The following is an 18,412-nucleotide window of genomic DNA, read 5'->3' on the forward strand; positions in this document are numbered from 1 at the left end:
TTATTTCAAATTATCATTTTGAGTAATTTTCGCTAGAAAATTGTATAAAGAAATACTTTGAAAAACAAATCAACAAAAACTAAATACAATACTAAATTAACTAAAATGAAAAAGAACAATCTAATTTTAACCATGCTTACTTTATTATTTGTAAGCTACTCTTTTGCACAAGACCAAGATGATGAAACAGCGGATGAAAAGAGCAATATTCAAGAATATACACCTTCAAAATTGTTAAAAAAAGGACAATGGGATATTAAATTCTTCAATAGTATTTATACACAAACCGAACGTACAGACGAAAATAGTACTTCAGTTACCATTCCGAGAGAAACATTTTTTACAAATACAACAGAAATTTACACAGGAATTAGTGATAATAGACGAATTAACATTGGATTTATCTTCCAAGTACGATCAAATACATTTGGTGGCGCAGGTGCTTTAGATGTGTTAAGTTTTAGAGACGATGCAACCTCAAGAAGTGGATTAACAACCATTGCACCTTCTATTCGTGTGCAACCTTTCAAAAACATTTCAAACTTTTCATTTACGAGTTCTGTGTATTTGCCAATATTTAAAGACAAAGCAAATGCTCCATATTTAGACAAAAGAAGTGTGTTTTGGGAAACAAAATTCTTTTACGATAAAACATTCGGACAAGACAAATGGCAAGTATTTACACAAGCTGATTTCGGATTTAATTTTGGAGAAAAAAGCGAAGATGCTGATCCAAACTCTTCAAATGTAGGTGAGCGTTTTGCAAACAACAGTTTATTTTTACCATTAGGTGTATTTTTAAGCTACTTTCCATCAGCGGAATCAACAGTGTATGTAAATACGAAACAAGCATTTTTAATCGATTTAGGAAATAACTTTTCGCAAAACTCAACATCTGTTGGAGTTGGTAGTAAATACCAATTAAATGATGTGTTAAACGTGGAAGCTTCCTTTGATAAATTTGTAAGAGGAAATAATTTTCAAGGATTGGGACAAACTTTTAGCATAGGTTTAAGAGCAATTTTTTAATTAAAATAGTACATTAGGAGTCTAAAAAATCATTCATGAAACTTAGACTCCTTTTGATATTTTTTGGCTTATTGCAATTTTCATGTACAAGTCAAACTCAAAAAATGAATGGCGTCAGCTTTGTAGCGGCTCGTAACGCAATTGATCAAACACATGTAGATCCTGTTGTAAACGTCAACGCAAATTATGCCGCAATAATGCCTTTTGGTTTTCTCAAAAAATTAACGGCAACTGAAATTATTCACAATACAGATCGTCAGTGGTTTGGCGAAACTAGAAAAGGAGTAAAGCAATATGCGGAACTTTTGCAAAAGAACAAGATCAAAATCATGATCAAGCCGCAAATTTGGATTTGGAATGGTGAGTTTACAGGATTCATTGCAATGGAAAATGAAGAAGATTGGAAACAGTTTGAAGCATCTTATGAAAGTTTCATCTTAGAATATGCAAGTTTGGCGCAAGAAATCAACGCAGAAGTATTGTGTATCGGAACCGAATTGCACAAATTTGTAGCGGCGCGTCCAGAATTCTGGAGTGAACTCATCACGAAAGTGAAAGCTGTTTACAAAGGAAAATTAACGTATGCAGAAAATTGGGATTCTTTTGACAAAGTACCGTTTTGGAAACAATTAGATTTTATTGGAGTAGATGCGTATTTTCCATTGAGTGAAGAAAAAATGCCATCTGTGGAAAGCTTACAAAAAGGTTGGCAACCACACAAGGAAAAGATTGCAGCATTGACGAAAAAGGTAGATCGGAAAGTAATTTTTACTGAATACGGCTATCGAAGTATGGATTACACAGGAAAAGAACCGTGGGATTCAAGCAGAAAAAATAAAACACTCAACCTAAAAGCGCAAGAAGTTGCTTTGCAAGCAATGTATAACGAGTTTTGGAAAGAAGAATGGTTTGCAGGCGGTTTTATCTGGAAATGGTTTCATCACTATGAAAGATCTGGTGGTTTAGAAAATAATCAATTTACACCTCAAAACAAACCTGCCGAAATTATAGTTAGAGAAAATTACAAACGATATCAATAACAAAAAATACTTATGAATACGGTAAAAACAATTGCATATACACTATTGTTTTTTGCAATTGTAGCATGCAATTCAGACGATTCAGCAACAGAAATTAATATCATAAACACTGCTAATTTATCAGAAGTTATTGCAAACCGAACTATAGAAACTGGTGCTGTTATAGCGTGTGCGGCAAGTGATGCTGGCAATTCAGAAGTTGTAAATGTATATTATTACCTAGAAGCTGGCGCAACAAATGTTCAGTTTTTTGAAACAAATACTGTAGATGTTAATAAAGATGATTATTCCAATTATAGACGTTTAGACATTAACGAAACGCCACTTTTTGAAGGATTCATTCAACAATTTACACGACCTTTTGCAATTGAACAATGGGTAATTGTTGCATATGAGTTGGATGGAGAAGTAAAAATTTCAAATCCAATTCGAATCAAAAATATTACAAAACCTACCGTTTGGACAACAGAAGTTGATATTACACAAGAAACTTCTAAAATGCCAAAATTTACTTGGGAACACAATACAAATGGTGACAACGCTATCTATTTTCAAATACTTTCTACTATTGATAACGGATTGCTTTCCGGAACGTACACCTTTGAAAATCAATTTCAATACTACAATACTTCCAATGTAGTTTTAAACATAACTCCTGAAAACCCTCTTGAATTGACTATTGGAAACTCGTACAAATTTACATTAATGGATGTTAGTGAAGATAATTGGGTAAATACAGTAATTCAAGATATCTTTATAGTTCAATAGCTATGAAATGAGCTATAAAATTACTAGGTGTAACCAATTTGATTATTGACGAATTCCATCTGACAAATCTGATAAAATCGTATGAACAGATGAAAAAAATAATTTTACTTTTTACATTTTTCTTAATTGCTTTCTACGGAATAGCGCAAGATAAGATTGTCTATGATGTAAAATTTCAAGGACAGAAAAAGAATAAAGTTGGCTTTTTAAAAAAGTACGTTAGTGTTCGAAATGGAGATGTGTTAGATTCACTTCAACTTGAACAAGATGTAGTATTGCTAAAACGACTGGCTGGAGTTTCGCATGCGTATTACCAAGTATTTATTTCGCATGATAACTTATACAATGTATATTTTAACATCGAAGAAAACTTCACGCTGATTCCAAATTTAAATGTGTGGACAACTACAAACGAGCAAGTTGCATACAAAGTTGGATTGTATGATTATAATTTTTTAGGGAGAAATATCGCTTTTGGCGGATTTTATCAAAATAACGGATTTGACTCGTACGGAATCAATTTACGTGCGCCCAATTTATTCACTCGAAATTTCGGAATTGCGTTAAATCATCAAAATTGGACAAGTGAAGAACCGTTATACTTTGATGCAGGTTCGGCAAATTACAAATACAGCAACACATCGTTTGAAGCCTTATTATTATATCAACTGAACTTTAAACATCGTTTGCAATTTGGAGCAAATGTATTTACGGAAGAATATAGTTATCTCAATGGACTCACATCTGAAGCCATTCCGCAAAATTTAGCGTTAGACAAACTCATGTTTAAATTTGTTTACGAATATGATAACCTAAACTATTACTATCAATACATTGAAGGAATTAAAAACACAGTGTATTTACAGTATGTAACTACTGAAAATGATTTTCAAGATAACTTCCTAATTGGTTGGAGTGATTTTATGTATTTTAAACGTGTTGGCGAAAAAGGAAACTGGGCAAACCGTTTCCGATTTGGTGTTGCGTCTAACAATGCGAGTCCGTTTGCGCCTTTTTCGGTAGACAATAACTTAAACATTCGTGGAGTCGGAAACATCATTGATCGTGGAACCGCAAGTATGGTATTGAACACCGAATACCGGTATACATTGTATGAAAAAGGATGGTTTATTTTGCAAGGAAATGGATTTGTAGACGCTGGAACTTGGCGGAATCCAGGTGGCGATTTTAGTGATTTTGCCGATAGTGAAAACTTCAGAATTTACCCAGGAATTGGTTTGCGTTTTATTCACAAACGAATCTTTAATGCTATATTTCGAATTGATTATGGTTATGGAATTACTAAAGATTCTAGTAACGGAATTGTCTTCGGAATTGGTCAGTATTTTTAAACGCAATTTTTTATCATTCCTGCGAAGACAGGAATCTAACCGTATCAATAAGTTCTTGTTTTCGTTGTTCCGTAATTCCATATATAGGTTTTTTCCAACCGAGCGAATCGTAATATGAAATGGTGTCTTTTATACTTTTTTCATAATTTGTAAGCTCAAAATTAAAATCCTTTTTTAGCTGTTGATTGTCATACGAAAAATAATCACCATCTAACCATAACGGCATATCTGCCCATTGTCTAACATTATTTTTATACAGAAAATCTGGTGAAGCGTTTACTTTTTCGACGGTTTCATGAAGCCATTTTTCGGCATATTCAACAATTTCTTTGATAGAAGTTTTTACGGCTGTAGTAACATTGTAAATGCCAGAAATATTAGATTCTACTGTATTTATAATAGCGTGTACAAGATCAACGACATAAGTTATTGAAAACAACTTTTCGCCAAAATCAGGAAGCAATACTGTCTTCGTATGCTTTACTTGATATAACCAGTAGTAAAATCGATCTGTATGATCATACGGACCATACACAAGCGAAGGACGAAAAATAGTATACGCTTGATTGGAATTAATTAAAATATGCTCACATTCGGCTTTACGATTTCCATACGATGTATTTGTACGATCAACGCGTTGTTCTTTTGTACAACTAAGAATTTTACCAGATTCAGTTCTCATTGGAGTTTGGTCATTTTCATCATCATACACAGAACACGTAGAAATAAGAATGTATTTTTTCAATTTGCCTTTTATACAATCCAATACATTTGAGAGTGAATCAGGATAGTAACAAGAAACATCAATGATATAGTCCCAATTTTCATGTTCAATTTTACGAATGTCGTTCGTTTCTCTATCGCCTTTTATTTTCTTTACAGTAGGAAACAAATCGGCTTGTGTCTTTTGTCTGTTGAATAATGTAATATCAAACTTATTTAATTTCAGCAATTGCGCTACAAGTGTGCGTCCTATAAATTGTGTTCCGCCAAGAATGAGAATTTTTTTCATTAAAAGACCTTATGTTTTAAAAATTAATAATAGAGTGAAAGTAAGAAGAAAAAGCGAACCGAAGTCCGCGTTTGAAAGATTAAATTTCACCATCTGTAGTCCCAATAAAACCACCAATAATTAATTGAGGGTTTTCAATTTGATACTGTTCTAATTGTTCTAATGTGATCATAATAAAAAATTTTAAAATTAATAATGCAATTAAATTAGTACAAGAGAAATACAAATAATAATAATGTACCCGACAATTCATGGAATTATAAGAAGATAAATAACTTCATTCCTTAAATTTGTTAAAACTTAAATACTATCATTATGAAACCAATCAACTATTTATACATCGTACTTTTACTAAGTTTTTTCGGTTGTCAATCAGGAAAAAAAGACATCACTTTTCATCCTTCACATTTATCTGAACGACAAAATACGCCATTTAGTGCGGCAGTTGAAACCGAAAATTTATTATTCCTATCAGGTCAAATAGGGAAAGATCATGTAAAAGGAATGTTAGTTTCTGGCGGAATTGAAGCAGAAACCAAACAAGCATTAGAAAACATAAAAGCAGTTTTAGCGCAACACAATTCATCGTTAGATCGTGTGGTAAAATGCACCGTAATTTTAGCAGATATCAACGATTTTAAAGCGTTTAATAGTGTGTATGTACAATACTTTCCAAATAAACCTGCCCGAACTACGTTTGCGGCTGGCGGATTGGCAATAGGCGCAAAAATTGAAATTGATGTAATCGCTGCGAAGTAAGCAGTATTTCATATAAAGTAAAACAGCATGATGAATTAAATTCGTCATGCTGTTTTTTATTTTTAAAATTAAAAATTACACCTAGCAAGTTCGTGCCCAAGAACCGCAATTGTCACAATTAGAATAACTAATTGTCATTGGTCTTGGATCTGGAGATGGTAACGGAATGTCTGGAATAGTAAGTACCGTTGATTGTAATGTAGTTGGTAAACCACCTTTTAATTGACTTGTGTGTAAATCAGAAATTGTTGATTTCTTTAATTGTAAACCTGAATTGATTCTTTGTTTTTTCATTACTTTTCTATTTTAAGTTTCGTTGCAAAGAAACATGTTGCCGAGTTTTTGGGGAATAGTTAAAATGCTGTTTTATGAAAATATAAACACCCTTTTGTTTGGGGAATTATCCCTTTTAAAGACAATCATGAAAAATAATTTCATCTTTTTTTGTAACATATTTTCAAAGTCGATACTTACGGAGCAAATGAATTATAAATGTCATTAAGATTCTTATCAGCTGAAAAATCTTTTGAAACTAAAAACTAAAACATGAAAAACGTATATATCTTTATTGCTTTTATTATTTGTGGATTTTCTGTAAATGCACAAGGCACAAAACTTGAAAACTCAGTATTGTGGAAAATTGAACATAAAGATTTGGCAAAACCATCTTACCTTTTAGGAACGATTCATATTTTATGTGAAGATGATTTTTCCATTCCTGAGAAAGTAACGAAAGCTTTTAACGAAACTGAAAATTTAGTATTGGAAGTTGATTTATCAGACACAACAGCGTTGATGGAAGCGCAAAAAAAGATGACATCTTCTGGAAAATTGAGTGAAGAATTATCTAAAAAACAACAAATGTATTTAGACAATTTGCTAAAGAAAGAAATGAATATGTCATTAAAAATGATTGATAATTATTCATTGATGACTGTCTATTCTTTATTAATTCAACAGGGTTTACCTTGTACTACGAAAAAAATGTACGAATTCGAATTGATCAATCTAGCGAAAGCGAACAACAAAAAAGTTCAAGGATTAGAAACATTAAACGGTCAACTTGATTTTTTTGCGAAAGCCTATCCAACAGATTTTTTATGGAAACAAATAGAATTGTATGAAGAGTATAAAATTGCGTTTCAAAATATGGTAGTACATTACAAAAATGAAGATATTAGTACGCTATTTGAAGACATGAAAGACGATCGTTTCTTTAATAAAAATGCCGAACATTGGATGCTAAAGGTTCGTAATACGAATTGGGTCAAATTAATGCCTCATATGATGAAAAAACAATCGAACTTATTTGCTGTAGGAACGGCACATTTGGTAGGGGAAAATGGTGTAATTGAATTGTTGCGTAAACAAGGTTACAAAGTAACACCTGTATATTAAAACACACATTCGTTGGAACTAACCGAACAAGAATTTCTAAAAGCGATTGCAACCCACAAAGGGATTATCCACAAGGTCTCTCGTATCTATTTTGAAGATGCGATTGACCGAGAGGATTTAGTGCAAGAAATTATTTTACAGCTTTGGAAATCGTTGAAATCATTCAATGGGAAAAGTCAGTTTTCTAGTTGGATGTATCGTGTGGCATTAAATACGGCAATTGTATTTTTTAAGAAAGAAAAACGAAAGCCAGATAATTATAGCATACCCGAACATGTGCAATTGACGCAAGAAGAGTATTCTGATGAAAAAGAACAACAACTGGCAATTTTTTACAAAGCTGTTCATCAACTTAATAAAATAGAAAAAGCACTCATATTTCAGTTTATTGAAGGTTTTTCGGGAGAAGAAATTGCTAAAAACTTAGGGATGTCTTCTGTAAATGTTCGCGTAAAACTAAACAGAACAAAGAAAAAATTACAAGAAATTATAAAAGAACAACGTCATGGATTTTGATAAAATAAAAGAATTAATGGATGACGAAAATCAAAATGATTTTCAGTTGCCAACCAGTTTAGAAAACTTAAAAGGAAGTCAAATGCCTATTGCAAAAATTCGTAAAACAATGAAAGGTGAAATAGCCATACAATTGGTTGGAATTGTATTATTTTTTGCTGTTCCATTTTTTGTAAATATGTATGAATTGCCACGTGCCGTGTACTTTATATTTATGTTTATTACAAGTTTGATGACACTTGGGTATTTGGCGAAAATGGGTTGGTTTTTACGCAGAACTTCAAATGTGGGACAACAAACAAAAGAAACTATTTTAAATTTTATTCACGATATAAAATTAACAATGGAAGTATACAAAACAGGAATTATTGCAGGTTCGTTATTATTGCCAGTTTCTGTAACAGCCATTTTTATGGGATCGGAGCAATACGGGAAAGATCGTTTTTCAGAATGGTTTTTGTTGCAAATGCCAACAACAACATTGATATTAGTGATATTAGGATATTTACTGTCGGTAGTATTTATATATTATGTTACCGTAAAATGGGCAGATAAATTGTATGGTGTGCATGTGCGAAAATTGGAAGAAATTTTAACGCAAATGAAATAGTAGCCTTTAGACGCGCTTTACCTTTAATATCGCTTCGCTCAATTCAAGAATTTAAAAATTCAATGATTCAAGGTTGTTGATACTGTTTCTTGATTTTCCGAACAGTTTCAGACCATATGTCCGTGTTTGCATCTCCTAAATATCCCTTACTTGCTCCAACTTTTTTAATCAAACATCTACCAAATATGACATTATCTTCGGAGAAATATCCTATAATATTGTCTTTGGCATGACCTTCTCCAAAATATTCTGCATAGACTTTTTTATTTCCAATACCTAATTCGAGATTGCCATCAATTTTTTTAATTGGTTTCGTAAATTTTTGACCATTCTTTTTTCTAATTACTGCCAACGGTTTGTGTGTAAAAAATAGTGACTGTTAAGCACTAATTTTTCGGTTAAATAGAAATCCTGAATTTATAAAATTTATTTTCGTTTTAGTACCTAAGCTACTATTTTTTATACGTTGTTGTACACAGAATTTCTATTCAATCTACCTATTAATTACTATATTTGCCAAGCTTTAGGGGTATTCTATATAAGAATTGAGAGAGTCCCTTTGAACCTGATATGGTTAACACTATCGTAGGGAAAAGTCTAATAATTAAATAAGTGAGAACTTTTCACTTTCCTTAATCAGGCTTGTCTATCTATATTTTTATTAAATTAAACTATAAACAATATGACTTGGTCAGATAAATCTTGGAAAACAATTGAACCTATTTTTAACTCAATTTTAAAAATGCCCTTTATTCAGGAATTGATGAATGGCAATTTAAATAAAGAAAAGTTTAAGTTTTACATGCAACAAGATTCTAAATATTTAGAAAATTTCGGAAAAACTTTATCCTTGTTGGCATCAAAAAGTTATAATATTAAAGAAACAATATCTCTTTTACATTTTGCTGAAACTGCAATTATTGCCGAAAGAGAATTGCATGAGTTCTATTTTAAAGATTTTAATATTGTTCCGTCAGCTGTTATTGAGCCTGTAATTCATCACTATATAAGCCATATCAAAGCGATTTCTGCGTTCGAATCAATTGAGGTTGGCATGGCGTCAGTATTGCCTTGCTTTTGGATTTATAAAAAAGTTGGAGAATATATCTACGAAAATCAAAAAAGTAAAAATAACCCATATCAAAAATGGATAGACACATATGCTGGTAATGATTTTGATTTCATAGTGAAAGATGCAATTAGTATTTGTGACAATTTAGCTTTACATGCATCAACAAAAAATCAGACGCGAATGACAGAAGTTTTTATTACATCTGCACGGTTAGAATTTGAGTTTTGGGATTCATCCTATAAAATGAAAAAATGGCAAAGTTTTGAATAATGGATGAAAAAATAGAAGCAGTAATTTTTGATATGGATGGTGTCTTAATTGATTCTGAACCTTTTTGGCAAATTGCAGAGAAAAAAGTTTTTACTTCATTGGGTGTGACCCTAAATTCAAAATTATGCAAACAAACAAAATTTATGACCACAACTGAGGTTACAAAATTTTGGTATACTCATTATCAATGGAAAGGAAAGTCTTTGGAAGATGTTGAAAATGAAGTAATTGATTGTGTGAAGTTTTTAATAGAAAAAGAGGGAAATGAAATTGAAGGAATAAAAAATCTTTTACAATTTATTAAACATAAAGGGCTAAAAATTGGTCTTGGAACTAATGCTCCATTTAGGTTAATTTCAGTTGTCTTGAAAAAATTAGATATAGTTGATTATTTTGATTTCTTCACATCTTCCGAATTTGAAAAAGAAGGAAAACCAAATCCAGCAGTTTATTTGTCTGTTGCTGAAAAAATGAAAGTTAATCCTGCAAATTGTATTGTTTTTGAAGATTCTTATTCTGGTTTATTGTCTGCAAAAACGGCAGGGATGAAAACGGTTGCCTATCGACCAAAAAAAGAAAAGATGGAAAGAAAAGAAAAGATTGAAAATTATGTAGTCAATTCATTCACGGATTTAGATTCAATACATAAAATTTTCAATCAATAATGAATGCTTGTTTTTAACTTGGCGATCTTTACACACACACACAAACCTTACGGAAAGCCTTTGTTAACTATATTTTATACGCGTTATTAGCAATTGATTTACTTTATTTTTATATCAAAATATTGCTTTAATTTAGTGTTAAATTCATTTTCATCAAAATCTATAACTGTTTCAATTCCTAAGTGTGTAGTTTTCAATTGTGAATTATTTAGGGTAATTCTTCCATCACTTTTTGCAATTGATATTAGTTTCATTTTTGTGAAATGTGAGTTTTCACTACTTTTATGAAAATTGCATCTTTTTGTAAATTCTGATAGTTTGTGTGCTTCGTTTTTGAAAATGTATTGAGGAATTAATTTAGTATTTATTATTTCATTCACGCGGTAATAATTTGTATCATACTTGTCAAATTTAAATTGACCAAAACTATCGTTAATCTCTTCGGTCATTTGCAATTTTAAAGGTTCTAAAGAGAATTTACCGAAACCTACGTCAACCAAATATTCTTGATTTTCTATATTTACAATAATGGCTAAATGATCATAATCTGGACTGTACGCTCCATTTTTTGTGTGAACTCGTGCTGAAATAAGTTTTGCATTGAATCCAATTTGTTTTAAAAAGTGATGAAATAGCCCGTTGAGTTCATAGCAGAATCCACCACGTTTGTGGATGACTATCTTTTGATAAATTTCATTAATAGAAAGATTTATTTTTCTACCATAGTGAATGTCCAGATTCTCAAAGGGAATATTTAAAAGATGTTTTCTTTGAAGTTCAAAAAGAACATTTTCATCGATGTTAGTAGCACCGTGAAAATCTATTCTTTTTAAATATTTTGATATGTCCATTAGTTTATTGTATTGATTTTACGAACTCATTCAGGTCATTTTTTACTGAAATCGGTATGTCGTTATCTTCAATCCAACAATGTACATCTGAAACATAGTTCATTCCCAAATATTTGGCTGTTTCAATGAATGGCATATGAAACCCGTTCTTCAATTTTTTATCAGAACCGCAACTTACTACTGCCATTTCCAATCCTCTTAATTTTCTACCAGTTTCCTTTTCAATTTTTAAGCAATCTGAAATTCTATCGAAAAAGGTTTTCATAATTCCGCTCATTGAATACCAATAAACTGGAGTTGCAAAAATTATTATATCATAAGTGTCTACTATTTCTTTAATTAATGGATGGAAATCGTCGTTTCTGTTTTTGAATTCATAATCAAATTCCGAAATGTTTTTCTGTTTTAAATCGATTATCGGATAATTTGTTTTATCGCTTATATATGAAACTATTTTTCTCGTTTCGCCATTGCTATTTGCGCTACCAAGGATTATAACTCCTTTTTTCATTGCTATTTGTATGTTTAGGTTATTGCCAATGGTTTTGGCTAGGATTAGTACGGAAAAAAAGGAGCAGCGCCTTTTCAAATATGGACTAAGTCTACGCCTTTTTTTGATTTTAATTTTTCTTATCGAAAACCAAATCAAAAAGAATTTGGTAACCTAGTAAATATACACAAAACTTTGTGCAAGAACTAAACTTGTATTGAGTATAGTCGGTATTGAGAACAGCTTTTTTAAATTCGTTCAATTTCTTGATGTATCTTTCTTTTTGAGGTTTCAAATATCTCTCCTCCAAATTCTTCATTGTCGAGTGAAATTGTAGTAACATCTTGTATTCCCATTATCCCGAACACGAATTTAAGGTAAGTAGTTTGAAAATTCATATGCTCATTTTTTTCATTTTCTCCATAACCTGTATCTCCTCTACTTGATAAAATGAACATTCTTTTGTGTTTTAAAAGACCCATATAATCTCCATCTGGTTTTCCTGAACGAAATTTCCATGTTTCATTTATTCGCATAAGTTGATCAATATAGGATTTTAAACCACTAGGAATTGACCAATTGTACATTGGCGTTCCGAGAACGTATATGTTATGCTCTTTAAATTCTTTAATCAATGTATCGCTAAATTTAACGCCAGATTGATTTTCTTTTGTTCTGTCTTTAGGGTTGACAAATGCACTTGCAATCCATTTTTCATTTATGGCAGGAATTTTTTCAAGTCCGACTTCTCGAAATGAAAATGTGTCTTTTGGGTGTTTTTTTTTCCAGTTTTCCGTAAATAGTTTTGTTAATTCTCGACTGTGTGATTTTTCATTTCGGACACTTGCGTTAATAATAAGTACTTTGTTCATTTTTCTAAATTTTGAATGATGACACAAAGTTCGTTATCGTAATAGAGAAAAATATTGATCTAGTTTAAGATGTTTTATGTTTTCTGCGAATTCTACTCAAAAACTCAGCAGTAATACCCAAGTAAGAAGCGATTAGATATTGTGGTACTTTAGTTGCTATTTTTGGATAATTCTCTATAAAATTAGCATATCGTTGTTTTGCATCTAGTACATTATCTTCGATTATTCTTTTTTGTAAACTGCCCAAATAATTTTCAAGTATGATTCTGAAAAAACGTTCAAGTTTTGGAACCTGTGTTAACATTTCTTGAAAAGAATCGTAACGAATCTGTAATAATTCAGTTTCTTCAATTGCTTGAATGTTATAAATGGAAGGTGTTTGTTTTTGAAAACTTTGAATATCTGTTGTCCACCAATTTTCAATTGCAAAATAGAGTATTTCTTCTTTGCCAGTTTTAGAATTTATATAAAAAGCTTTTAAAGCTCCGCTAATTACAAAATTGTCAGTTCTGCAAGTTTCCCCGTTTCTTAGCAAATAATCTCCTTTTTTGAGTGTTTTTTCTGTCCAAAAACTTTCGATTAGATTTTCCTCCTCTGAATTTAGTATAATATATTTAGAAATGGATTCAATTAAAGGATTTTTCATTCGGATGAGTTCAAATTGTTGCTGACGATTTTGTGTATGATTAGTGGTGTATCTCAGCTCGAATCATTAAAAGTACAAAACTCCGCTGGAACATTCGCAAAGATTTTCTAAAGCGGCTCTGACCCAAAAATGACTGATGTGCGGTGTTGGTAAACGTGATTTTTTTCAGTCTAGTATTCCTTTGTTTTTTGTTTCCAACGAGTCTCACTGGTTTCCGTATAAATCTTCGAAAACTGCGATCATTCCATAATCTATTTGTTCAGCAGGTCTGACAAATTTTATTTTCCTTTCGGTCATTTTGTTATAATCTCTCCAAAAAATGTCGGTAAATAGAAATAGAAAAACTCGTCCGCCTCTCTCTGAAATTTTATATTTTTTGATTTCAGAAAAAGCAAGTTTTGTCTTTCGTTACCAGATTTTAATATTCGATAGTTCTAAAATTTTCAATCAAATCTCGTTTTATATATTGTGGACAACGTCTTAGCAGTTAGTGCGAGAATAGAAAGTTAGAGATCTTCTATTCTCACACTCGGTTAAGGTTTTTCGTTTGCTTTAATTTTTTCTTATTCAAAAGTCCAATCAAAATGATTTTACGGACTTTATAAAAATTACTAACTTTAGGGCTAAACATAAAATCCTGCATTAATTATAGCTTTTATTGACGATAATTATTGTTTTTTTCTACCCAAAAATCTTATGACAGAACCTTTTCCATTATGGTAAAGCCCTTCATTTAATTCTATTTCTTTTTCAATTAACTCAATAATTTCATAGTTTTCAAAGTCTAATTTTATTTCATCAGTTGAGAATAACGAATCTAAATCAGATGGACCTCCTATTTTCGGATTATTTCTCTGGTAGTCAAGATGATTTTTGCCAAATGCTTCAAGTATTACAATTCCTCCTTTTTTTAATTTGTTATTAAGTATTTTATGATATTCTGATCTGATTTTTGGAGGAAAATGTGCATAGATAAGAGCAATAGCATCAAATTGTTCATTTTCATATTTCAAATCAGGTAGCAACCCAATTTCATAATTAATTGAGACGTTGTTTTCTTTGGCGATTTCTAAGGCTTTGTTTTTTCCTTCCATACTTATATCAAAAGCATGAACATTCCAACCTTTTTTTGAGGCAAATACAGCATTTCTTCCTTCTCCTTCTGCTCCAAATAGTATTGTGCCAGTGTTTATGTTTTGTAATTTTTCTTTTAAAAAATTATTAGGTTCTTTACCATATGCAAATTCTTTTTTGGAATATCTATCATTCCATTTATTTAACCAGTTGTCTGACATAATTATTTTTTTTACGTTATATTTTTTTAATCATTTTGAGAACTAAGAATTTTCAAAAAAAAACTCTTTGTTTATTACCATTCCTGCATTTGTTCTCATGTAAACTGCGTTTGCAATGGTTCGCATTTTTGTTGTATTATCACCACAAGCATAAATATCTTTAACAGTGGTTTTTTGCAAGTGGTCAACTTTAATACAGCCTGTATCTGTTAACTCACAGCCTAGTTTTTCAGGGATTAAGCAATGTTGTTTAAAAGGCGTTTTGGTATAAATAGCTTTTATTTTCATTTTCTATAATTTGTATCTGATGCTTTTGTAATCTCATGGTATGTTCTTTGGTTAACGAGGATTTTCCATTTGCAAAAAGCGTTAAATCTTTAGTCCAATTAGAAATAAGTTTTGAAAATTGAAACGCATACTCTTCATTTCCTAAGATACCAGTTGCAAAAAATTAATTTCTGAGCGGAAAATCTATCACTAGCGGCAGTTGTTATTATACAACCTTTTTCTGTTTTTGAGCCAGATGTAGCTGAACCATTAAAAAAATATATTGTATCGTAGTTTTCTACTTGCTTTTTTGCTGTTGCTGTTATCTCAGCAGGTGTTTTTCCATCTTGTCCTAAAAAATTATAAAAATAGGGAGTTTGTTTGTTACATGAATTTCCGCTGTCAATTATCAGCACTTTTCTGAAAGCTCTTCTAAGAGCCATTGCAGCAACAAGGCCATAATAGCTTCCTCCAATTATAATAATATCAAATTGTTGTAATGTTTTGTCATTAGCTAATACATTAAAGGTGTTGAATGGTAATGCTAAAGCAGTGGTTATTAAAGCGCCTTGTTTTATGAATTTTCATCTACTTGTATTTTTCATTTGCCAGTTGTTTGCAAAGCTACTACTGTGTTAAAACATAAAGTAAGACAAAAAAAAGAGTTATATGGTACTTATTTAAATTTGTTTCTGTAGACGTTAGGAGAAAGCCCAGTATGTTTTTTGAAAAAGCGAATAAAATAGGAAGTGTCTTCATATCCTAAGTAAAATGCAATTTGCTTTATTTGATTATTAGTCCCTATATAGATTTCGTTTTATCTCTAATAGAATTTGTTCATTTATCAACTGAGAACACTTGATACAATAAAAGCACTCTTTTTAGTATTCCTTAAGCTAACAAGAAATATTCTTTTTATAATACGTATACAATTCTTCAGGAGTGGCGCCTTTTGATTTTTTAATGTGAATCATGGCAAAATGATACTGCAGTTTCCAAGTGCCTTTTTCACGATACTTTCTAGCAGACGTTTTTACACTTTTTGGAATAATAGTAAACTTATCTTTTTCATATACACGATTGATAAATTCACAATCTTCATAAATAATATACGATTCATCAAAACCATTTAACAACTCAAAAAGTGATTTTTCAATAAATAACGATTGATCGCCACCACGACACCAATTTACATTAAAACGTGTGAAAAACTGCGAAACAATTAAGACAGGATGCAAATAATCGAACTTCATGCGAAAACATCCAACTTTATTTTCTTTCTGTATTTCTTGAAGAATATATTCGTCAAAATGTTTTGGTGGAAATGTATCTGCATGTAAAAAATACAAAATATTTCCTGTTGCCTTTTGCGCGCCAAAATTTAGTTGTTTTGCACGTCCTTTATCAGAAGAAAAAAGCTGAATTTGAATTGTAGGTTTTTCAGTTTCAAACAAATTATCTACACATCTGTTAGTCTCTGTATGATGCCATCTGCGAAAATTTACAATAAAATCAGAGACAATTTCAACAGTTTTATCCGTGCTTCCGCCATCAATAAGTAGAATTTCATGATGCGTATATTTTACACGTTCCAACAACGTTTGAAGGAGTGAAACAATATGCTTAGCTTCATTGAGAATTGGTATTATGATCGAAATTGTATGGCGCTTCATTTGTAGTACATACGTAATTATGAACGTAATGGTTTTGTATTATTCGTTTAACGTCCAATCGTAATCTTTGTAATCAATAGCTGCGTCATTGCTAATTTTTACAGTACTATATGTGTTTAGAAAGTCAATCAACGAACCATTTTGTTTAAAATCTTTTGAAAACCACTTGAATATTTTTGAAACTTCAAGATTGTCCTTTGTAATTGTATTTCGTTTGGCATCTGCTAAAAAGTCTTTGGTCACTTTCATTAATTGCGGTTCCATTGTTGAAGCCGTAAATGCTTTATTTAATAATGGCGGACACGAAAACGAAGCACAATTGATTGCAAAATGAATTCGTGGCTCGTCCATTTTACGTAAAATTTTATGCTCAATAGTTTCCAAATCATATTTTTTTCCACCCAATGTCCATAATTCTTGTTTCCAAGGATTTCTAATGTCTTTGATACTTTTTAGCGGATAATTTTGTAAAATTAAATCTACTGTCAATGCATTATACGCATTAATCCAATACGCTAATTTTTCTTCTTTAGACCAATCATTCGTTGGCACATTTTCTGCTAAAGAAGCAATGTATGCACGTAACTTTGTTCGATCATTTTTAAAACCTTTGTAGTTTACATTTCCTTCACTTGAAACATATTTTTGAAGTAATTTGTCCCAAGAATCATGATTAAATGTTGGTTTTTCATAAGGGACAACCTCAGTTGTTACCGTTTCTCCATTATCAGTTGTGTAACCATCGGTATCTCCTTTTACTGGTTTTGTTGTATTTAAAGAGTCGCTTGGCGCGATTTTATCATGTTGTGCATTTACTGAATCTATAATCGTTGCGTTTATTGGAGTTGTTTCTTTCTTCGTGTTTTCAACTGTTTCTTGTTGTGTTCCACATGCTATACATAACGTAGAAATAAATAATGTAAAGATAAATTGTCTCATAAAAGTTATTCTTTTTTTAAATTGATAGGATAGATTTCTTGCTGTAAAAAATCTTGTGGAAACGATTCGTCATTTGTAAAACCTAACTCAATATCGCGTCCGTTTTTTGGAACGTAATTCGTTTTAAACAAATAATCCCAAACACTTAACGTTAGTCCGAAGTTTACACCATATCTTACAGGAAGTTCTTTGCTATGATGCCAAATGTGCATTTTTGGATTGTTGAAAATGTACTTTAAAACACCATAATCCCAACCCAAATTGGCATGATTTAAATGTCCAACAGCAATGGTGAAAAAGTATACAAAAGCAACATGATTCACGCTAAATCCGCCAATAATTGCCATTGGAATATACAACATAGATTTGTATACAACCGTTTCCATCCAATGGTAACGCAAATGTGCGGCAAAGCCCATTTCTTTTACAGAATGATGCACTTTGTGAAAATTCCATAAAAAGTTAACTCTGTGTAGCATTCTGTGTGTATTCCATTGTACAAAATCTGCAACTACAAAGAAAATAATCAAACCTAACCACGTTGGTAAATTGTCTACATCAAACAATTGAAAACTATCAATTGACAAACCAACAAGTCCTAAAATATCATTAAAAAATGTTGCGGCAGTATTTGAAAGCGCAATAAAAATGATAAGGTTAAAGATGAAAAAGTTGAAAAACATATAAAACGTATCCAACCAAAAATCCTTACGAAAGATTGATTGATTTTTTCGCCAAGGAAACGCAATTTCTAAAAACCAAACGAGTAACGAAATCACAATTAAACCATAAAAATAGTTTTCCAAATTTTGAAAAAATACTTGTCCTTGGAAGTAATTCCAATAGCCACTATACGATTGTTTGATGATTTCTAAATACTTTTCCATA

22 protein-coding genes, 1 pseudogene and 1 riboswitch are annotated in these 18,412 nt (G+C 31.2%); of the genes and pseudogenes, 10 read left to right on the forward strand and 13 right to left on the reverse strand.

From position 1 onward, the window contains the following. Positions 1 to 105: 105 nt before the first annotated feature. From ACQ654_RS17225 to ACQ654_RS17240, 4 genes are all read left to right on the forward strand, one after another. Positions 106 to 1,029: a hypothetical protein gene (locus ACQ654_RS17225; protein ID WP_430411593.1), complete on the forward strand. Its 924-nt coding sequence runs from the start codon at positions 106 to 108 to the stop codon at positions 1,027 to 1,029. Positions 1,030 to 1,064: 35 nt separating this feature from the next. Next, on the forward strand, positions 1,065 to 2,069 hold the full coding sequence (locus tag ACQ654_RS17230; RefSeq protein ID WP_430411594.1) for a glycoside hydrolase family 113: 1,005 nt from the start codon (positions 1,065 to 1,067) through the stop codon (positions 2,067 to 2,069). Positions 2,070 to 2,081: 12 nt separating this feature from the next. Then, entirely contained in the window at positions 2,082 to 2,837 is a 756-nt protein-coding gene (locus ACQ654_RS17235; protein ID WP_430411595.1) for a hypothetical protein, read from the forward strand. An 89-nt stretch (positions 2,838 to 2,926) separates the two neighbouring features. After that, the gene (locus ACQ654_RS17240; protein ID WP_430411596.1) at positions 2,927 to 4,189 is read left to right on the forward strand and encodes an outer membrane protein assembly factor; all 1,263 of its coding nucleotides are present in this window, start codon (positions 2,927 to 2,929) and stop codon (positions 4,187 to 4,189) included. A gap of 13 nt (positions 4,190 to 4,202) precedes the next feature. On the opposite strand, the gene ACQ654_RS17245 is transcribed toward ACQ654_RS17240, so the two are convergent. Continuing rightward, a complete protein-coding gene (locus ACQ654_RS17245) occupies positions 4,203 to 5,201 on the reverse strand; it encodes an NAD-dependent epimerase/dehydratase family protein (protein ID WP_430411597.1) in 999 nt (332 codons plus the stop codon). Positions 5,202 to 5,516: 315 nt separating this feature from the next. Between ACQ654_RS17245 and ACQ654_RS17250 the strand changes: the two genes are divergently transcribed. Further along, a complete protein-coding gene (locus tag ACQ654_RS17250) occupies positions 5,517 to 5,960 on the forward strand; it encodes a RidA family protein (RefSeq protein WP_430411598.1) in 444 nt (147 codons plus the stop codon). An 81-nt stretch (positions 5,961 to 6,041) separates the two neighbouring features. Here the strand turns inward: ACQ654_RS17250 and ACQ654_RS17255 are convergent, their stop codons facing one another. Next, complete coding sequence (locus tag ACQ654_RS17255; protein WP_430411599.1) at positions 6,042 to 6,254, reverse strand: class I lanthipeptide; 213 nt, start codon at positions 6,252 to 6,254, stop codon at positions 6,042 to 6,044. Positions 6,255 to 6,506: 252 nt separating this feature from the next. Here ACQ654_RS17255 and ACQ654_RS17260 point away from each other — a divergent pair, with 252 nt between their 5' ends. The 3 genes from ACQ654_RS17260 to ACQ654_RS17270 are packed head-to-tail and all read left to right on the forward strand — an operon-like array spanning position 6,507 to position 8,484. After that, the gene (locus tag ACQ654_RS17260) at positions 6,507 to 7,358 is read left to right on the forward strand and encodes a TraB/GumN family protein (protein WP_430411600.1); all 852 of its coding nucleotides are present in this window, start codon (positions 6,507 to 6,509) and stop codon (positions 7,356 to 7,358) included. Positions 7,359 to 7,370: 12 nt separating this feature from the next. Continuing rightward, positions 7,371 to 7,874 (forward strand): RNA polymerase sigma factor, encoded by a 504-nt coding sequence (locus ACQ654_RS17265; protein ID WP_430411601.1) that lies wholly within the window; start codon positions 7,371 to 7,373, stop codon positions 7,872 to 7,874. Further along, positions 7,864 to 8,484 carry a hypothetical protein gene (locus tag ACQ654_RS17270; protein WP_430411602.1) on the forward strand — a complete coding sequence of 207 codons (621 nt, stop codon included), beginning with the start codon at positions 7,864 to 7,866 and terminating at the stop codon, positions 8,482 to 8,484. Before ACQ654_RS17265 ends, ACQ654_RS17270 begins: the two co-directional genes overlap by 11 nt. A gap of 79 nt (positions 8,485 to 8,563) precedes the next feature. Here ACQ654_RS17270 and ACQ654_RS17275 read toward each other — a convergent pair. Continuing rightward, positions 8,564 to 8,779: pseudogene (locus tag ACQ654_RS17275) on the reverse strand (subclass B1 metallo-beta-lactamase); the annotation flags it as partial. A 220-nt stretch (positions 8,780 to 8,999) separates the two neighbouring features. Then, positions 9,000 to 9,093, forward strand: a riboswitch (TPP riboswitch). A gap of 73 nt (positions 9,094 to 9,166) precedes the next feature. Between ACQ654_RS17275 and tenA the strand changes: the two are divergent. Beyond that, positions 9,167 to 9,826 (forward strand): thiaminase II, encoded by a 660-nt coding sequence (tenA, locus tag ACQ654_RS17280; RefSeq protein WP_430411603.1) that lies wholly within the window; start codon positions 9,167 to 9,169, stop codon positions 9,824 to 9,826. Continuing rightward, positions 9,826 to 10,491 carry a hexitol phosphatase HxpB gene (hxpB, locus tag ACQ654_RS17285; RefSeq protein ID WP_430411604.1) on the forward strand — a complete coding sequence of 222 codons (666 nt, stop codon included), beginning with the start codon at positions 9,826 to 9,828 and terminating at the stop codon, positions 10,489 to 10,491. Before tenA ends, hxpB begins: the two co-directional genes overlap by 1 nt. Positions 10,492 to 10,589: 98 nt before the next feature. Here hxpB and ACQ654_RS17290 read toward each other — a convergent pair whose 3' ends face one another. The 10 genes from ACQ654_RS17290 to ACQ654_RS17335 form a co-directional block, all read right to left on the reverse strand. Further along, positions 10,590 to 11,342: an arylamine N-acetyltransferase family protein gene (locus ACQ654_RS17290; protein WP_430411605.1), complete on the reverse strand. Its 753-nt coding sequence runs from the start codon at positions 11,340 to 11,342 to the stop codon at positions 10,590 to 10,592. A gap of 4 nt (positions 11,343 to 11,346) precedes the next feature. After that, positions 11,347 to 11,853, reverse strand: a complete 507-nt coding sequence (locus tag ACQ654_RS17295) for a flavodoxin family protein (protein WP_430411606.1) — start codon at positions 11,851 to 11,853, stop codon at positions 11,347 to 11,349. A gap of 227 nt (positions 11,854 to 12,080) precedes the next feature. Continuing rightward, a complete protein-coding gene (locus ACQ654_RS17300) occupies positions 12,081 to 12,704 on the reverse strand; it encodes an FMN-dependent NADH-azoreductase (RefSeq protein ID WP_430411607.1) in 624 nt (207 codons plus the stop codon). Between the two features lie 64 nt (positions 12,705 to 12,768). Continuing rightward, positions 12,769 to 13,350: a Crp/Fnr family transcriptional regulator gene (locus ACQ654_RS17305; protein WP_430411608.1), complete on the reverse strand. Its 582-nt coding sequence runs from the start codon at positions 13,348 to 13,350 to the stop codon at positions 12,769 to 12,771. A gap of 668 nt (positions 13,351 to 14,018) precedes the next feature. Continuing rightward, on the reverse strand, positions 14,019 to 14,645 hold the full coding sequence (locus tag ACQ654_RS17310; RefSeq protein WP_430411609.1) for a class I SAM-dependent methyltransferase: 627 nt from the start codon (positions 14,643 to 14,645) through the stop codon (positions 14,019 to 14,021). Positions 14,646 to 14,687: 42 nt separating this feature from the next. Then, the gene (locus ACQ654_RS17315) at positions 14,688 to 14,933 is read right to left on the reverse strand and encodes an FAD-dependent oxidoreductase (RefSeq protein WP_430411610.1); all 246 of its coding nucleotides are present in this window, start codon (positions 14,931 to 14,933) and stop codon (positions 14,688 to 14,690) included. Between the two features lie 655 nt (positions 14,934 to 15,588). Continuing rightward, positions 15,589 to 15,723: a helix-turn-helix domain-containing protein gene (locus ACQ654_RS17320; protein WP_430413034.1), complete on the reverse strand. Its 135-nt coding sequence runs from the start codon at positions 15,721 to 15,723 to the stop codon at positions 15,589 to 15,591. A gap of 85 nt (positions 15,724 to 15,808) precedes the next feature. Beyond that, positions 15,809 to 16,585 carry a TIGR04283 family arsenosugar biosynthesis glycosyltransferase gene (locus tag ACQ654_RS17325; RefSeq protein ID WP_430411611.1) on the reverse strand — a complete coding sequence of 259 codons (777 nt, stop codon included), beginning with the start codon at positions 16,583 to 16,585 and terminating at the stop codon, positions 15,809 to 15,811. A gap of 39 nt (positions 16,586 to 16,624) precedes the next feature. Then, positions 16,625 to 17,524 (reverse strand): DUF547 domain-containing protein, encoded by a 900-nt coding sequence (locus ACQ654_RS17330; RefSeq protein WP_430411612.1) that lies wholly within the window; start codon positions 17,522 to 17,524, stop codon positions 16,625 to 16,627. A gap of 5 nt (positions 17,525 to 17,529) precedes the next feature. Then, entirely contained in the window at positions 17,530 to 18,411 is an 882-nt protein-coding gene (locus ACQ654_RS17335; protein ID WP_430411614.1) for a sterol desaturase family protein, read from the reverse strand. Position 18,412 lies beyond the last annotated feature (1 nt).

Source organism: Kordia sp. (genome assembly GCF_965283645.1).
Classification (GTDB): Bacteria; Bacteroidota; Bacteroidia; order Flavobacteriales; family Flavobacteriaceae; genus Kordia.

What these genes read in the sequence shown, in the direction of transcription:
- ACQ654_RS17330 (WP_430411612.1), bottom strand. Translation starts at nt 17,524, where the DNA reads ATGAGACAATTTATCTTTACATTATTTATTTCTACGTTATGTATAGCA.
- hxpB (WP_430411604.1), top strand. Translation starts at nt 9,826, where the DNA reads ATGGATGAAAAAATAGAAGCAGTAATTTTTGATATGGATGGTGTCTTA.
- tenA (WP_430411603.1), top strand. Translation starts at nt 9,167, where the DNA reads ATGACTTGGTCAGATAAATCTTGGAAAACAATTGAACCTATTTTTAAC.
- ACQ654_RS17260 (WP_430411600.1), top strand. Translation starts at nt 6,507, where the DNA reads ATGAAAAACGTATATATCTTTATTGCTTTTATTATTTGTGGATTTTCT.
- ACQ654_RS17305 (WP_430411608.1), bottom strand. Translation starts at nt 13,350, where the DNA reads ATGAAAAATCCTTTAATTGAATCCATTTCTAAATATATTATACTAAAT.
- ACQ654_RS17290 (WP_430411605.1), bottom strand. Translation starts at nt 11,342, where the DNA reads ATGGACATATCAAAATATTTAAAAAGAATAGATTTTCACGGTGCTACT.
- ACQ654_RS17250 (WP_430411598.1), top strand. Translation starts at nt 5,517, where the DNA reads ATGAAACCAATCAACTATTTATACATCGTACTTTTACTAAGTTTTTTC.
- ACQ654_RS17235 (WP_430411595.1), top strand. Translation starts at nt 2,082, where the DNA reads ATGAATACGGTAAAAACAATTGCATATACACTATTGTTTTTTGCAATT.
- ACQ654_RS17230 (WP_430411594.1), top strand. Translation starts at nt 1,065, where the DNA reads ATGAAACTTAGACTCCTTTTGATATTTTTTGGCTTATTGCAATTTTCA.
- ACQ654_RS17225 (WP_430411593.1), top strand. Translation starts at nt 106, where the DNA reads ATGAAAAAGAACAATCTAATTTTAACCATGCTTACTTTATTATTTGTA.
- ACQ654_RS17295 (WP_430411606.1), bottom strand. Translation starts at nt 11,853, where the DNA reads ATGAAAAAAGGAGTTATAATCCTTGGTAGCGCAAATAGCAATGGCGAA.
- ACQ654_RS17310 (WP_430411609.1), bottom strand. Translation starts at nt 14,645, where the DNA reads ATGTCAGACAACTGGTTAAATAAATGGAATGATAGATATTCCAAAAAA.
- ACQ654_RS17335 (WP_430411614.1), bottom strand. Translation starts at nt 18,411, where the DNA reads ATGGAAAAGTATTTAGAAATCATCAAACAATCGTATAGTGGCTATTGG.
- ACQ654_RS17255 (WP_430411599.1), bottom strand. Translation starts at nt 6,254, where the DNA reads ATGAAAAAACAAAGAATCAATTCAGGTTTACAATTAAAGAAATCAACA.
- ACQ654_RS17270 (WP_430411602.1), top strand. Translation starts at nt 7,864, where the DNA reads ATGGATTTTGATAAAATAAAAGAATTAATGGATGACGAAAATCAAAAT.
- ACQ654_RS17240 (WP_430411596.1), top strand. Translation starts at nt 2,927, where the DNA reads ATGAAAAAAATAATTTTACTTTTTACATTTTTCTTAATTGCTTTCTAC.
- ACQ654_RS17300 (WP_430411607.1), bottom strand. Translation starts at nt 12,704, where the DNA reads ATGAACAAAGTACTTATTATTAACGCAAGTGTCCGAAATGAAAAATCA.
- ACQ654_RS17325 (WP_430411611.1), bottom strand. Translation starts at nt 16,585, where the DNA reads ATGAAGCGCCATACAATTTCGATCATAATACCAATTCTCAATGAAGCT.
- ACQ654_RS17315 (WP_430411610.1), bottom strand. Translation starts at nt 14,933, where the DNA reads ATGAAAATAAAAGCTATTTATACCAAAACGCCTTTTAAACAACATTGC.
- ACQ654_RS17245 (WP_430411597.1), bottom strand. Translation starts at nt 5,201, where the DNA reads ATGAAAAAAATTCTCATTCTTGGCGGAACACAATTTATAGGACGCACA.